The following is a 13,558-nucleotide window of genomic DNA, read 5'->3' as shown; positions in this document are numbered from 1 at the left end:
GCGAAAGGAAACATCATGGCTAAAGATTCCAGCTTCGACGTCGTGTCCGAGGTCAACATGCAAGAGGTCGACAACGCCTTCCAGCAGACCACGCGCGAGATTTCCCAGCGCTATGACCTGAAGGATTCCGGCGCCACCATTGAGCTTTCGAAGGGCGACAAGCTCTTTACGATCAACGCCCCGGCTGACTTTGTCTCCAAGCAGATCATCGATGTCCTGAGCTCCAAGCTCATCAAGCGCGGCATCGACCTCAAGGCTGTCTCGTGGGATGCTCCGCAGGCGGCATCGGGCGGCACCGTGCGCGTGCTCGGCCATATCGTCGAGGGTATCGACCAGGCGACCGCCAAGAAGATCAACAAGGACATCAAGGACCAAAAGCTCAAGGTCAAGGTGGCCATCGAGGCCGACAAGCTGCGTGTTTCCTCTGCTTCGAAGGACGCGTTGCAGACCGTGATTCAGTTCCTGCGCGACCAGGACTACGGCCAGCCGCTGCAGTTCACCAACTACCGCTAATATCATTCGAAAGGACCGCTCTCCAACATGGATACACCGTTGGGCTCCGTGCTCTACATCACCCTCGGGTGCGCTAAGAACGAGGTTGACACCGACCGCATGCGTTCTCTTTTGACCGCCGCAGGCTACGAGGAGGCATTCGACCCGCAGGAAGCCGATATCGCCATTGTCAATACATGCTCGTTCCTCGCCTCCGCAACGTCTGAGAGCATCGAGACCACGCTCGAGCTCGCCAATGAGGTGCAGGACGGCGTTCGCTCCTGTCCCATCGTCATGTGCGGTTGCGTGCCGTCGCGCTATGGCGACGACCTGCCTGACGAGCTGCCCGAGGTCGCTGCCTTTGTGAAGGCCGACGAAGAGGACGGCATCGTGGCGGTCATCGATGGCGTGCTGGGTGTCGAGCGTGAGATCGCCGCCTATATTCCGCAGGTCAAGCGCACTGTCGAGGGCGCTGTCGCCTACGTCAAGATTTCCGATGGCTGCAACCGCTTCTGTAGCTTCTGCATGATCCCATATATCCGCGGTCGTTATCACTCGCGCAATGCCGATAGCATTATTTCCGAGGTGCGCGACTTGGTTGCCGGCGGTGTGCGAGAGATCGTGCTGATCGGTCAGGACACGGGCATCTGGGGCACCGACTTTGCGGATGAGGGCGTCGTCGAGGGTTCGCCGCGCAATCTGGCTCAGCTGCTGCGCGCAGTCGCCGAGGCCGTGCGCCCGCAGAACGTCTGGGTCCGTGTGCTCTACCTGCAGCCCGAGGGCATGACCGATGAGCTCATTGAGACCATTCGCGATACGCCCGAGGTGCTGCCCTATATTGATATCCCCGTGCAGCACTGCGATGCTCGCATACTCAAGGCCATGCGTCGCTCCGGTTCGCGCCAGGAGCTCGAGGACCTGTTCCGCGATCTGCGTGAGCGCATCCCCGGCATCGTGATTCGTTCCACGGCCATGGTCGGCTTCCCGACTGAGACTGACGACGAGTTCCGCGACCTTATCGACTTTATGGACACCGTCGGCTTTGACTACACGAGCGTCTTTGCCTACTCGCGTGAGGAGGGCAGCCTGGCCGCCAAGATGGAGGGTCAGGTCGACGAAGAGGTCAAGCTCGAGCGCGCCCAGGAGGCCATGGACCTGGCCGAGTCGCTCGGTTTTGCCGCCACCGCCGCACATGTGGGCGAGCGCGCCCAGGTGATCGTCGACGGTATCGAAGAGACCGAGGACGGTGCCGAGCTGATTGGCCATGCTTGGTTCCAGGCGCCCGATTCCGATGGCGCGGTGCATCTGGATGCCAGCGAGGCATCTGTGGGCGATATTCTGACCGTCGAGTTTACCGATAGCTTCTGCTATGAGCTTATCGGTCATGTTGTGGAGTAGGAGCGCGTTGTGGCTAACGAGAGTAATAAGGAACTGACGAGTGTCTGGACACCCGCCAATATCGTGACGTGCGTGCGCATCGTCTTTATCCCGGTGTTCATGATCGTGTCGGCGCTGTCTCACACGAGCGTTGCCGGTACGGATTGGAGCACCTTCGACGGCCCGCTCGCCGCCGCCGCCTTTATTCTGTACGTCATCCTGTCGTGCACCGATAAGGTTGATGGCTACTTGGCTCGTTCGCGCAACGAGATTACCGACTTCGGTAAGTTCTTGGATCCCATCGCCGATAAGCTGCTCGTGTTCTCTGCCCTGCTGCTGTTCTTGGACTTTGGTGCCGTAACCGTGTGGTCGGTGTTCATTATCTTGTTCCGCGAGCTGCTGGTGAGCGCCCTGCGCATGGTTGCGAGTGCCGCTGGTGTGGTCGTTGCCGCCGATAAGCTCGGCAAGTACAAGACGGCGACCACGATGGTCTCCATCTGCGGTTACCTGTGCGTCTTTGCGATGGCCGGCTTGCACCTTGGCCCGGTGGCGCTGACGCTCGGCATCTACTCTTTATCGCGCTTCCTGTACGCCGTTGCCGTTGTCCTGACCGTTATCTCGGGCGCCCAGTACTTCTGGCACTGCCGCAAGATCGTCTTTTCGGTCTAGGTCCTGGTGGGTATGACGGACTCTTTTGAGCAGATTTCCGCTCATAACGAGGAGCTGGCGCGCGATATTGTCGAGCGCGCGAGCGCTCGGGGCGTGACGGTTTCGATGGCTGAGTCGCTGACGGCAGGTATGATCTCCTCGACGATCGCCGATATCCCGGGCGCCTCGGCGGTGCTGCGTGGCGGTGCGGTAACCTACTGTGATGAGATCAAGCATCGCGTGCTGGGTGTTGAGCAGGAAACGCTCGACCGCTATACCGCGGTGTCGCATCAGACCGCGCGCGAGATGGCGGCGGGGTCGCTAGATCTGTACCAGAGCGATGTTGCCGTGAGCGCAACGGGCTATGCTGGTCCCGGCGGCGGTACCGAGGACGATCCGGCTGGCACCTTCTATATTGGCTGGGCGTATCGCACGGTCGATGGGGAAGTGCCGGTCGTGGATTCTGTGCGTTGCCACTATGAGGTCGACCGTTCGTGTGTTCGTGCCCATGCGGTCACGGAGGCATTGGGACGCATTGCCCTTGTGCTCAACTCTATGGAATAGGCGTGTTTTAAGGGGCCTTAGGGCCCCTTAATTGTGGAGATAGGGACCTCTGGCGAATTTAGCGTTTGTGCTGGTCATAGGTGTATTTTCTCCTTCCTTGTTTTTATTTGGCCCTATGTGGTCAAGCATTTGGCCAGTGTTTGGTCGGCGTTTGGTTGGGTTTTGGAAAGACTGCCTGCATATGATTGGTCTGAACGGTTGACCACGAACAGTCGTTCGTTTATTATCGATGCAGGTTGTTAAGAGGAGGGCTATTCATGGCCAAGAATTCAGGTCCCGTACGTACCGTCCATGCACCCACGACGGGTAAAGAGCGCGAAGAGATGATCGCCACCACCAAGGCCGAGATCGAGAAGAAGTTCGGTCAAGGTTCCATCATGAGGTATGGTGACGGCGGCCCCGAGCTCGAGGTCGAGGCCATTCCCACGGGCGCTCTGGCACTTGACGCCGCTCTGGGTATCGGCGGTGTGCCGCGCGGTCGTATTGTCGAGATCTACGGTCCCGAGTCCTCCGGTAAGACGACGCTTTCGCTCGAGATCCTGGCCGAGGCCCAGGCAATGGGTGGCGTTGTGGCATTTATCGATGCCGAGCACGCGCTCGATCCCACGTATGCCGCGCGCATTGGCGTGGATATTGACGAGGTGCTCATTTCCCAGCCCGATACGGGTGAGCAGGCGCTCGAGATTGTTGACATGCTCGTGCGTTCCGGAGCCATCGATGCCATCGTCGTCGACTCTGTCGCCGCGCTGACTCCGCGTGCCGAGATCGAGGGAGAGATCGGCGATACCACGGTCGGCTTGCAAGCTCGCCTGATGAGCCAGGCGCTCCGAAAGCTCGCCGGCTCGCTGTCCAAGTCCAACACGACGTGCATCTTCATTAACCAGCTGCGTGAGAAGATCGGCGTCATGTTCGGCAACCCCGAGACCACGACGGGCGGCCGCGCCCTTAAGTTCTTCTCTTCGGTGCGTATCGACATTCGCCGTATCGACAGCATTAAGCTTAAGGACGAGGTTATCGGTAACCGCGTGCGCGCCAAGGTCGTTAAGAACAAGGTGGCAGCTCCGTTCCGTTCTGCTGAGTTCGACATCATGTACGGCACAGGCATCTCTAAGGAGGGCTCGATCTTGGACATGGCTGTCGAGTGCGGCATTTGCAAGAAGATGGGCTCCTGGTTTGCCTATGGCGAGGACAAGCTCGGCAACGGTCGCGAGGCCGCCAAGGCGTTCCTGCGCGAACACCCCGATTGCGCCGACGAGATTGAGCATAAGGTTCGCCTTGCCTGCGGACTTGAGTTTGATGACGATGCTCCGTCCGAGGTCGAGCTGACCGATCAGCCGGCTGCGGATCAGCCTTCCGGCGAGGAGTTCGACGAGCTTTACGCCATCGATGGGTCCGCCATGCTCGATGACGACGACGAGTAGCGGTTACGCTCATGTCGTATACGGTGACCGAGGCCACGGTCGTCTTTCCCGATAAGAAGGCTGCCTCCTCGTTCTCGAGCGGATATGAGTCCAAAAAGCCTTGCGCACATATCGATTGTGAGCTTGAGGGCGGTTTTAAGCGGTCCATTTGGATTCCCGTGCGGGTCGCGCGCCTGTATGTCAAAAACCGCCCCGATTTTCCCTGTGATTGGGATAACTTTCGTGAGGCGGTTCAGCTCATCGAGCGTAAATGTGCTCTCACCATGGTGACCGAGATGTTGTCGCGACGCGACCATGCGACGGGTGAGGTCCGTGACAAGTTGGCTCGCTACGGCTTTCGCCATCCCGCGATCGATTTCGCCGTCGAGCGCGCCACCGAGTATCGCTTTTTAGACGAGAACCGCTTTTGCTCATACTTTATCGAGGAACGCAAGCGGCGCGGTTGGGGACAGCGCAAAATCGAGACCGAGCTCAAGCGCCGTCATGTTGTGCTCGATGACATTCCCGGTTATCCCGAGGATTATTTTGCTGTCGAAGACGATTTGGCGCGTGCGTCAGCCCTGCTCGCCAAGCGGCGTGTTCCAGAGACGCGCGGATTCGAAAAACTGGTTCGGTTTTTGATGGGCAAGGGCTTCTCGTATCACATCGCCGCCGATGCCGTTAAGGCGCGTCTCGATGCCGAATGCTAGGAATGTGCGCTTTAAGCGTATGCGTTTTGTGGCCCTGCCGTTCACCTTGTTTTAGCCGCCGTACTGGGGCCATTTATTTGACAGTTGTTGTGGTTCAACGTACGATAAACACTGTCATTTGCTTTGTGATATGTGCTCATCTGTGATGAGTTTGTTTATATGTTTATCTGTATCCGACCCGCATAAGCTGCGCCCATATTACTCAAATGTCGCGAGCCGTTCGTAAGGACGGTTCGCTTTGTTGTGTAACGAATCCATCAAAAGGAGTGAGCATGCCTATCATCGCAGCGCTCGTTGGCATCGTTTTGGGTGCCATCGCCGCCATTGCCTACATGCGCACCGCCAAGCAGGGTAGTCTTCACGAGGCCGACGAAAAGATCCAGTCGGCACATGCACAGGCTGAGTCCTTGATCGGTGATGCAAAGCGTCAGGCCGAGACCCTCAAAAAAGAGGCTCTGCTTGAGGCCAAGGAAGAAATCATCAAGAACAAGCAAGCTGCCGAGGCCGAGGACAAGCAGCGTAAGAACGAGATTCGTACGCTCGAGAACCGCGTGATGCAGCGCGAGGAATCCCTCGACCGCCGCAACGACGCTCTCGACAAGCGCGAGCATCAGCTGTCCAGCCAGGCCGGTCAGGTCGAGAAACGCTCCCGTGAGCTCGAGGAGCTCTGCGCAAAGCAGACCTCCGAGCTCGAGCGAATCGCCGACCTTACCCGCGAGGACGCCCACAAGGAGCTTCTCGATAAGGTTCGCGGCGAGGTCACCCACGAGGCCGCCACGATCATTCGCGAGTCCGAGCAGCAGGTTCGCGCCGAGTGCCACAAGACTGCCCAGGAGATCTTGTCCCTGGCGATTCAGCGCTGCGCTGCCGACCACACTGCCGAGGTTACCGTTACCTCCGTGCATATTCCCTCTGATGACCTCAAGGGCCGCATCATTGGTCGCGAGGGTCGCAACATCCGGACCTTTGAGCAGGTTTCCGGCGTCAACCTCGTGATCGACGACACGCCCGAGACCGTCGTTCTTTCGAGCTTCGACCCAGTTCGTCGTGAGACCGCCCGTGTCGCCCTCGAGAACCTCATCGCCGACGGCCGCATTCACCCTGCCCGCATCGAGGAGATGTACTACAAGGCTGCCGACCTGGTTCAGCAGCGCGTGCGCGAGGCTGGCGAGCAGGCTGCCTTCGATACCGGCATCCACGACCTACACCCTGAGATCGTCAAGACCCTTGGTGCCCTGCGCTACCGTACCTCGTTTGGTCAGAACGTGCTTCAGCACTCTCTCGAGGTCTCTGATCTGTGTGGCGTGATGGCTTCCGAGCTTGGCCTGGACGTTGTGACCGCTAAGCGCGCCGGCCTGCTGCATGACCTGGGCAAGGCAATCGACCACGACGTCGAGGGCCCGCATGCCGTTATCGGCGCCGAGCTTGCCCGTCGTTATGGCGAGAAGCCCGTTATCGTCCATGCTATCGAGGCTCACCATGCCGATGTCGACCCCAACACGGTGCTCGATGTCCTGGTACAGGCCGCCGATGCTGTCTCTGCCTCTCGCCCCGGTGCCCGTCGCGAGTCTGCCGAGAACTACATCAAGCGTCTTGAGAAGCTCGAGGAGATCGCCAACTCCCATGACGGCGTCGAGCGTACCTATGCCATGCAGGCTGGTCGTGAGGTCCACGTCATGGTTCAGCCGGACAAGATCTCCGATGCCCAGTCCACGGTTCTGGCTCACGATATCGCCCATCAGATCGAGGAAGAGATGGAGTATCCCGGTCAGGTGCGCGTCGTCGTGATTCGCGAGAGCCGCGCTGTCGATATCGCTAAATAACATGAGCGACGCGAACGAGCTCATCTCATTTATCGCGTCGATGTCGGGGGAGGGCAACCTTCGCGTCGAGGAGAACCTTGGCGAGGGGTATGTCCGCCTCCGCGTTTCGGAGGCTGAGCGGCGCCAGGCAAAACACGACATTCAGCATGTCGAGGATATCGTCATAGAAATGCTCCGCAATGCTCGAGATGCCGGCGCCGACAAGGTCTATCTCGCCACGACCAAGGAAGATGGCGTCCGCACGCTTGTCTTTCTGGATAACGGTTCGGGCGTTCCGCAGGATATGCAAGAGCGAATCTTCGATGCCCGCGTTACCTCCAAGCTCGAGAGCATGAAGATGGACCGTTGGGGCGTTCACGGTCGTGGCATGGCATTGTTTTCGATCAAGCAGAACACCGACGAGGCCCGTGTGGTCACGTCCGGCGTCGATCTTGGTTCAGCCTTCAAGGTGAGCGTTGCGGCCGACCGCCTCAGTGAGCGTGCCGATCAGTCCAGCTGGCCCCAGGCCGTCAAGGATGAGGACGGGCGTTACGTCTGTGCTCGCGGTCCGCATAATATAATTCGCGCTGCTTGTGAGTTTGCGCTCGAGGAGTTGCGTGGTTGCGATGTCTATCTGGGCTCTCCGTCTGAGATTGCCGCGACCCTTTATGCTCAGGCGTCAGGTCGGCTTGATACGTCTCGTCTCTTGTTCATTGATGACGAGAGCGAGCTTCCGGTTATCGATCGTTTAGGCCTTGCTTCTGATGCCGAGGACTTTATCCGTATCTGTGCGGGTTTGGGTCTTGAGATGTCCGAGCGCACGGCTCATCGCATTTTGGCAGGGCAGATTAAGCCCGTTCGCGGTGTGACCGCGCGTCTGCTGCGCGAGCGTGATTCGTCCTCGCATGCGCCGGCTCCTGTCGATCTCGCAAAGGATCGTCGCGGGCTACGTATTGCCAAGGATGATATGGCACAGTTTTCGCGTGCTGTGGAGCGCGACTTTAATGACCTTGCCGCCCGGTACTATCTCAACCTTTGCGGCGACCCAAAGATTCGCGTTTCGCGTGATCGAATCACCGTGACCTTCGATCTTGCCAAAGAGGAATAGTGCCTTTACCGAGTCCACTCGGTACGATACAGTTATTGCAGTTAAAACGTACTTTTAAACGCAGGAGTTTCTTCATGGATTGCCTGAAGGTATCAAGCAAATCATCGCCCGCGTCCGTTGCCGGCGCCATCGCCGGCATGGTCAAGGATGGTGTACCCGTCAACATTCAGTGCGTCGGCGCCGGTGCGGTCAACCAGGCCATTAAGGCAGTGGCTATCGCGCGCGGTTTTTTGATCCCAACCGGTTTTGATATTTCCTGCGCGCCCGTGTTCTCCGACATCCTCATTAACGGTGAGTCGCGCACGGCCATCCGCCTTTCTATCTACGTTCACCAGATCAATCGAGCTGCTATGGATAACGTCGTCATGGATGATGTTAAGCCTGTGGCATAGCTTCTGATTGCCTTGTTTAGCTCCCCATCGTTAGGACTTATGCACATGGACCAGCGTTCCGAACGCGATATTCTTGCCGGTAAAACCTACTTTATCCGCACCTTTGGCTGCCAGATGAATCAGCACGACTCCGAGCGTGTGAGCGGTCTGCTCGATTCGTATGGTTGCCTCATGGCGCTCGATCCTGCGCATGCCGATATCGTTGTCTTCATGACATGCTGCGTGCGCGAGGCCGCCGATACTCGCCTGTACGGCCAGTGCAACTCCTGCAAGAGCCTGCCGCCTTCGCCTTCGGGCAAACGTGTTGTTGCCGTTGGCGGTTGCATCGCGCAGCGCGATGGCGAGGGCCTGCTCACCAACGTCGATAACGTCAACGTCATCTTCGGTACACATTCCATCGCTCATGTTGCCGAGCTTATTGCCGAGGCGTTCCTTGACGGCAAGCGTCATATCCGCACCAATGAGCATGAGGATACGGATGCCATGAGTATGCCGTGGCATCGCGAGACCCAGTATCACGCCTGGGTGCCCATCATGACGGGCTGCAATAATTTCTGCACCTATTGCATCGTGCCGTACGTGCGCGGTCGCGAAAAGAGCCGCCCCTTCGAGGAGATTGTCGACGAGGTGACCGGTTTGGTACGCCAAGGCGTGCGTGAGATTACGCTGCTGGGCCAAAACGTTAACTCATATGGTCGCGATCTGTTTGGTAAGCCGCGTTTTGCCGATCTGCTGCGTGCCGTGGGCGATTCGGGTGTGGAGCGCATCTTCTTTACGTCTTCACATCCCAAGGACCTGCTGCCCGAGACCATCGACGCCATGGCCGAGACGCCTGCCGTTATGCCGCAGCTGCACCTGGCTGTCCAGTCAGGTTCGACGCGGATCCTCAAAGAGATGAATCGCCGTTATACACGCGAGGACTATCTGGGCCTTGTCGATCGCATTCGCAACCGCATGCCCGATATCGCGCTCTCGACTGATATTATCGTTGGCTTCCCGGGTGAGACTGAAGAAGACTTTGAGCAGACGCTCTCACTTGCCGAGACGGTCCGCTATGCTCAGGCCTATACCTTCATCTATTCCAAGCGCGCCGGTACCCCGGCCGCCGAGATTGACGATCCTACGCCGCATGAGGTTATTCTTGAGCGTTTCAACCGCCTGGTTAAGGTTATCGAGACCACGGCACACGAGTATAACCAGGGTGAGCTGCACACCCTTGTGCCGGCGCTCATTGAGGGAACGAGTAAAAAGAACGACGCGGTCCTGCTGGGCAAGAGTCCCAAGAATCAGACTGTGCATGCGCCTATCCCCGAGGGTTACAGCATCGATCAGCTTGTTGGCAAGATCGTTGATGTCGACGTTGATGTTGCCAAGACCTGGTATTTGTCCGGCTCCGTTGTGGGTAGGCCGCGCTAATGGTTGCTCCCGGGGCAGGTCTTTCCGCCGTTGCGATCGTCGGTCCGACGGCGGTTGGTAAGAGCGATGTTGCCGACTGTTTGGCAGCTCGTCTTTCGTCCGAAGTGCTGTCGTGCGATGCGATGCAAATCTATCGCGGCATGGACATCGGTACCGCAAAGATGGCGCCCGATGAGTGTACGGCGCCGCTGCGGCTCGTCGACATTGTAGAGCCGGGTGTGGCATATTCTGCTGCGCTTTATCAGGCTGACGCTCGCGCTCATGTTGAACGTCTCCTTGGTTCGGGTTGCCTGCCGGTTTTTTGCGGAGGTACGGGGCTATATCTCAAGGCAGCCCTCGATGAGATGGACTTTCCCTCGGGTGAACTTGAGGACGATCGCCGTGCGGGCTATCAGGAGCTTGCCGAGCGTATTGGCGAGGAAGAACTGCATGCCCTGCTTGCCGAGCGCGATCCAGAATCGGCTGCTGTTATTCATCCCCATAACGTGCGCCGTGTGATTCGTGCGCTCGAGATGCATGATGATGGCGTTTCCTATGCGCAGCAAAAAAGCCAGTTTGGTGTTCCGCGCGAGCATTATCATGCGTTATGGTTTGGCCTGACGCGTAATCGCGAGGTGCTCTACGAGCGCATTAACCTACGCGTCGATCTGATGTTTGAGCAGGGTCTTGTCGATGAGGTCCGCGGTCTTATGGACCAGGGGCTGGGAGATGCCCTGACGTCGATGCAGGCAATTGGTTATAAAGAGATCATCGATGTTTTCAATGGCATGATGAGCATGGATGAGGCCCGCGAACTCATTAAGATGCGTTCGCGTCGTTATGCCAAGCGTCAGCTTTCGTGGTTTAAGCGCGATGACCGTATCGTGTGGTTTGATATGGATGAATGTACGATCGATGAGGTCGTTGAGGATATCCTGCATCGTATTGAGGCTGCCTAATGGCCCGTTTCCCCCTTGTTCCCACGGCACCCGAGCCCGAGCGTGCCATTTTAGTTGGTGTTGAGTGGCGCGACAATGCATGGCCGCTCAATCGCTCGCTCGATGAGCTGGAGCGCCTTGCCCACACGGCTGGTGCCCAGTGCGTGGCTCGCTTGTCTCAGCGTTTGGTAAAGCCGTATCCTAAATCGTTTATCGGTTCCGGTAAAGTAGAGGAGCTTTGCGGCCTGGTGCATCGCATGGATGCCGATGTCGTTATTTTTGATGACGACCTGACGCCCTCGCAGCAGTCCTATTTGGAGAAAGCCGTGGGCGAGCCGGTAAAGATTATCGATCGTACAGCACTGATTTTGGATATCTTTGGTCTGCATGCTCAGACGCGTGAGGGACGCCTACAGGTACAGCTGGCACAGCTTCAATATCTGTTGCCTCGTCTGCGCGGCATGTGGAGCCATCTTGCCAAGGAGCAGACGCGCGGCGGCATCGGCTCACGCTTTGGTCAGGGCGAAAGTCAGCTCGAGGTCGACCGTCGCCTCATTCGTGATAAGATCGCTGCACTTCGTCGTGAGCTCAGGCAGGTTGAACAGCGTCGCGACGTTCAATCCAAGAGTCGCATTGAGTCACCGGCATTTCGTGTCGCGCTAGCCGGTTATACCAATGCCGGTAAATCGACGTTGCTCAATCGCCTGACCGGCTCTACGGTACTTTCGCAGGACAAGCTGTTTGCCACGCTCGACCCGACGACGCGTTCGTATCGCTTGCCCGGCGGTCGCGGCATGACGATCACCGATACCGTCGGCTTTATTCAAAAGCTGCCGCATGGTCTGGTCGATGCCTTTAAATCGACGCTGTCCGAGGTGTTGGGTGCCGATCTAATTCTCAAAGTCGTAGATGCGTCTGACGAGGACTATAAGCGGCAGCTTGAGGCTGTCGACCGCGTGCTTGATGAGATCGGCGCCGGAGAGCGTTTGACGCTGACCGTATTCAATAAAATCGATCTTCTCGACAGCGTTGATCGGTTGAGTTTCCGTCGTCGCTATCCCGAGGCCGTTCTGTTTTCGGCTCAAACGGGCGAGGGGCTCGACGGTCTCGTCGATCGCATTGCTCGCGAGGCGGCCGCCACCGATGTGCTGATTTCCGCCGATATTCCCTATCGCGAAGGCGCCCTCATCACGCTGGTGCATGAGCAGGGGACCCTTTTGCATGAGGAATATCTTGAGGATGGCGTTCGTATTGTGGCGAAACTGCCGGCTCGTATTGCACCGCGGCTCGAGCGCTATCGTACGGAATAAACGAGTTCTAGTACGCCTAGAATGACAGGCTGATGGAGCAGGTAGAACGGTAAGGCATGCCGACCAAGGACTGTGAGCGCCGGGATGGGATTCGCGTATGCCCATTCTGGCGCTTCGAGGCGTGATGCTTGTGCTACCTGGGCAGCAAAAAAGCCGGTAAGGTACATAAAGACAAACGGAATGAGTGGATAGTAGTCTCCCGATACAAAACCCGGGCCCGGAAATCCTAGCCATGCCAGGTAGGGGAGTGGGTAGACCGCTTTTGGAATGCCCCAGGTTAGGGCAAAAAGAACAAGGCACGCTGCGATGCCCCACGAGCCCGGTAATTTTTGGAGTAGCGGACGGGTTAGTGCAACCACAGCGGTACACGCCGCCATGCAATAAATGATGCCAAAGTTCACTGAATCGTCGACCGATACGAGCGTTGTTGCGATCCAGGCGACCAAAGCTGCGGCAGCGTACTTGGCCGCTCGTTTAGCGTTGTTGCGTGAGAGCGTGCACATCCAACCCGCGATAAACAAAAATACCCAGCTGATGCTGGCGCGCCAGATGTCTTGAAAGACAGTCTGGGTAAACCAGGGCATATCCCAGTCGTACAGATACGCGAGATCGTAGCAAGCGTGAAAACCTGCCATTGAAATCATCGAAAACCCGCGGACGGTGTCAAAGATGGTGATGCGTTTTTGCATTACGAGAACCGGCGCATCAAGCCGACGACTTTGCCCAGGATAACGGGATTCGTTGCATAGATAGGCTCCATGGAGTCATTCTCAGGCTGCAGGCGTACGCGTCCCTGCTCCTTGTAGAACGTCTTGACGGTCGCTGAACCATCAATCATGGCCACGACAATTTCGCCGTTCATGGCACTCTTTTGTTCACGGACGATGATGTAATCGCCATTGAAGATGCCGACATTGATCATTGAGTTCCCATGCACCTCAAGGATAAATGAACCTTGATCAGTGGCGATTTCGGTCGGGATAGTAAAAGTGTCTTCGATATTCTGCTCGGCCAGAATGGGGATCCCAGCCGCGACGCGACCAACGAGCGGTAGCGAGACCGTCCCGCGAGGTGCGGAGGGCTCGTCAGATTTAGAAATTGAGACAGAGGAACCGTCTTCGTTAAAGAGTTCCAGGGCGCGCGGTTTGGTGGCATCGCGCTTGAGTAGCCCGCGCGCCTCCAGGGCAGAGAGATGAGCGTGCACGGTGCTGGGGGAGGAAAGGCCCACGGCAGAAGCCATCTCGCGCACGCTGGGCGGATAACCCTTCTCCTGCTGATATTCCTTGATGAAGTCGTAAATTTGCTGCTGGCGCTTGGTAATTTTGCGAGCCATCAGGGCATCCTCTCTACCCATGCCAAACAAATGTTCGATTTTTGCTTGACAGGAACAACTGTTCGAAGATAATAATAACCGAACATTCG

The 13,558-nt window shown here is 57.6% G+C and carries 14 protein-coding genes; 12 read left to right on the top strand and 2 right to left on the bottom strand.

What is annotated here, in order from left to right; translation table 11 throughout:
* Positions 1–15 precede the first annotated feature (15 nt).
* The 12 genes from DXD94_RS01445 (at position 16) to hflX (ending at position 12,136) form a co-directional block, all read left to right on the top strand.
* Entirely contained in the window at positions 16–513 is a 498-nt protein-coding gene (locus tag DXD94_RS01445) for a YajQ family cyclic di-GMP-binding protein (RefSeq protein ID WP_117735189.1), read from the top strand.
* A 27-nt stretch (positions 514–540) separates the two neighbouring features.
* Positions 541–1,890 (top strand): 30S ribosomal protein S12 methylthiotransferase RimO, encoded by a 1,350-nt coding sequence (gene rimO, locus DXD94_RS01440; protein ID WP_117762994.1) that lies wholly within the window; start codon positions 541–543, stop codon positions 1,888–1,890.
* 99 nt (positions 1,891–1,989) lie between these two features.
* Positions 1,990–2,538 (top strand): CDP-diacylglycerol--glycerol-3-phosphate 3-phosphatidyltransferase, encoded by a 549-nt coding sequence (gene pgsA / locus DXD94_RS01435; RefSeq protein ID WP_233505241.1) that lies wholly within the window; start codon positions 1,990–1,992, stop codon positions 2,536–2,538.
* Positions 2,539–2,550: 12 nt separating this feature from the next.
* Complete coding sequence (locus tag DXD94_RS01430) at positions 2,551–3,081, top strand: CinA family protein (RefSeq protein WP_117762992.1); 531 nt, start codon at positions 2,551–2,553, stop codon at positions 3,079–3,081.
* A gap of 257 nt (positions 3,082–3,338) precedes the next feature.
* A complete protein-coding gene (gene recA, locus DXD94_RS01425) occupies positions 3,339–4,502 on the top strand; it encodes a recombinase RecA (protein ID WP_304485477.1) in 1,164 nt (387 codons plus the stop codon).
* 11 nt (positions 4,503–4,513) lie between these two features.
* A complete protein-coding gene (locus tag DXD94_RS01420; RefSeq protein ID WP_117762991.1) occupies positions 4,514–5,191 on the top strand; it encodes a regulatory protein RecX in 678 nt (225 codons plus the stop codon).
* A gap of 272 nt (positions 5,192–5,463) precedes the next feature.
* Positions 5,464–7,014, top strand: a complete 1,551-nt coding sequence (gene rny, locus DXD94_RS01415; protein WP_117735194.1) for a ribonuclease Y — start codon at positions 5,464–5,466, stop codon at positions 7,012–7,014.
* Position 7,015: 1 nt separating this feature from the next.
* Positions 7,016–8,101, top strand: a complete 1,086-nt coding sequence (locus tag DXD94_RS01410; protein WP_117762990.1) for an ATP-binding protein — start codon at positions 7,016–7,018, stop codon at positions 8,099–8,101.
* Between the two features lie 74 nt (positions 8,102–8,175).
* Positions 8,176–8,493 (top strand): stage V sporulation protein S, encoded by a 318-nt coding sequence (locus tag DXD94_RS01405; protein WP_006235982.1) that lies wholly within the window; start codon positions 8,176–8,178, stop codon positions 8,491–8,493.
* A gap of 45 nt (positions 8,494–8,538) precedes the next feature.
* Positions 8,539–9,909 (top strand): tRNA (N6-isopentenyl adenosine(37)-C2)-methylthiotransferase MiaB, encoded by a 1,371-nt coding sequence (gene miaB, locus DXD94_RS01400; protein ID WP_117762989.1) that lies wholly within the window; start codon positions 8,539–8,541, stop codon positions 9,907–9,909.
* Entirely contained in the window at positions 9,909–10,847 is a 939-nt protein-coding gene (gene miaA / locus DXD94_RS01395) for a tRNA (adenosine(37)-N6)-dimethylallyltransferase MiaA (protein WP_117762988.1), read from the top strand. Before miaB ends, miaA begins: the two co-directional genes overlap by 1 nt.
* A complete protein-coding gene (gene hflX / locus DXD94_RS01390; protein ID WP_117762987.1) occupies positions 10,847–12,136 on the top strand; it encodes a GTPase HflX in 1,290 nt (429 codons plus the stop codon). Before miaA ends, hflX begins: the two co-directional genes overlap by 1 nt.
* Here hflX and DXD94_RS01385 read toward each other — a convergent pair.
* Positions 12,121–12,825: a heparan-alpha-glucosaminide N-acetyltransferase gene (locus DXD94_RS01385; RefSeq protein WP_117762986.1), complete on the bottom strand. Its 705-nt coding sequence runs from the start codon at positions 12,823–12,825 to the stop codon at positions 12,121–12,123. The two genes, hflX and DXD94_RS01385, sit on opposite strands and share 16 nt — an antisense overlap.
* Positions 12,825–13,469 carry a transcriptional repressor LexA gene (gene lexA / locus DXD94_RS01380; RefSeq protein ID WP_117762985.1) on the bottom strand — a complete coding sequence of 215 codons (645 nt, stop codon included), beginning with the start codon at positions 13,467–13,469 and terminating at the stop codon, positions 12,825–12,827. The genes DXD94_RS01385 and lexA overlap by 1 nt, the downstream gene beginning before the upstream one ends.
* Positions 13,470–13,558 lie beyond the last annotated feature (89 nt).

The sequence above is a fragment of the Collinsella sp. TM10-22 genome (assembly GCF_003466125.1).
Taxonomy (GTDB): Bacteria; Actinomycetota; Coriobacteriia; order Coriobacteriales; family Coriobacteriaceae; genus Collinsella.
The sequence above is the reverse complement of the archived record's forward strand: the minus strand, read 5'-3'. Positions and strand labels throughout refer to the sequence as shown.

Bases quoted from the DNA above. Each gene is read 5' to 3' on its own strand.
- DXD94_RS01385 (WP_117762986.1), bottom strand. From the start codon at position 12,825: ATGCAAAAACGCATCACCATCTTTGACACCGTCCGCGGGTTTTCGATG.
- miaA (WP_117762988.1), top strand. From the start codon at position 9,909: ATGGTTGCTCCCGGGGCAGGTCTTTCCGCCGTTGCGATCGTCGGTCCG.
- pgsA (WP_233505241.1), top strand. From the start codon at position 1,990: ATGATCGTGTCGGCGCTGTCTCACACGAGCGTTGCCGGTACGGATTGG.
- rimO (WP_117762994.1), top strand. From the start codon at position 541: ATGGATACACCGTTGGGCTCCGTGCTCTACATCACCCTCGGGTGCGCT.
- DXD94_RS01420 (WP_117762991.1), top strand. From the start codon at position 4,514: ATGTCGTATACGGTGACCGAGGCCACGGTCGTCTTTCCCGATAAGAAG.
- recA (WP_304485477.1), top strand. From the start codon at position 3,339: ATGGCCAAGAATTCAGGTCCCGTACGTACCGTCCATGCACCCACGACG.
- rny (WP_117735194.1), top strand. From the start codon at position 5,464: ATGCCTATCATCGCAGCGCTCGTTGGCATCGTTTTGGGTGCCATCGCC.
- DXD94_RS01430 (WP_117762992.1), top strand. From the start codon at position 2,551: ATGACGGACTCTTTTGAGCAGATTTCCGCTCATAACGAGGAGCTGGCG.
- DXD94_RS01410 (WP_117762990.1), top strand. From the start codon at position 7,016: ATGAGCGACGCGAACGAGCTCATCTCATTTATCGCGTCGATGTCGGGG.
- miaB (WP_117762989.1), top strand. From the start codon at position 8,539: ATGGACCAGCGTTCCGAACGCGATATTCTTGCCGGTAAAACCTACTTT.
- DXD94_RS01445 (WP_117735189.1), top strand. From the start codon at position 16: ATGGCTAAAGATTCCAGCTTCGACGTCGTGTCCGAGGTCAACATGCAA.
- hflX (WP_117762987.1), top strand. From the start codon at position 10,847: ATGGCCCGTTTCCCCCTTGTTCCCACGGCACCCGAGCCCGAGCGTGCC.
- lexA (WP_117762985.1), bottom strand. From the start codon at position 13,469: ATGGCTCGCAAAATTACCAAGCGCCAGCAGCAAATTTACGACTTCATC.
- DXD94_RS01405 (WP_006235982.1), top strand. From the start codon at position 8,176: ATGGATTGCCTGAAGGTATCAAGCAAATCATCGCCCGCGTCCGTTGCC.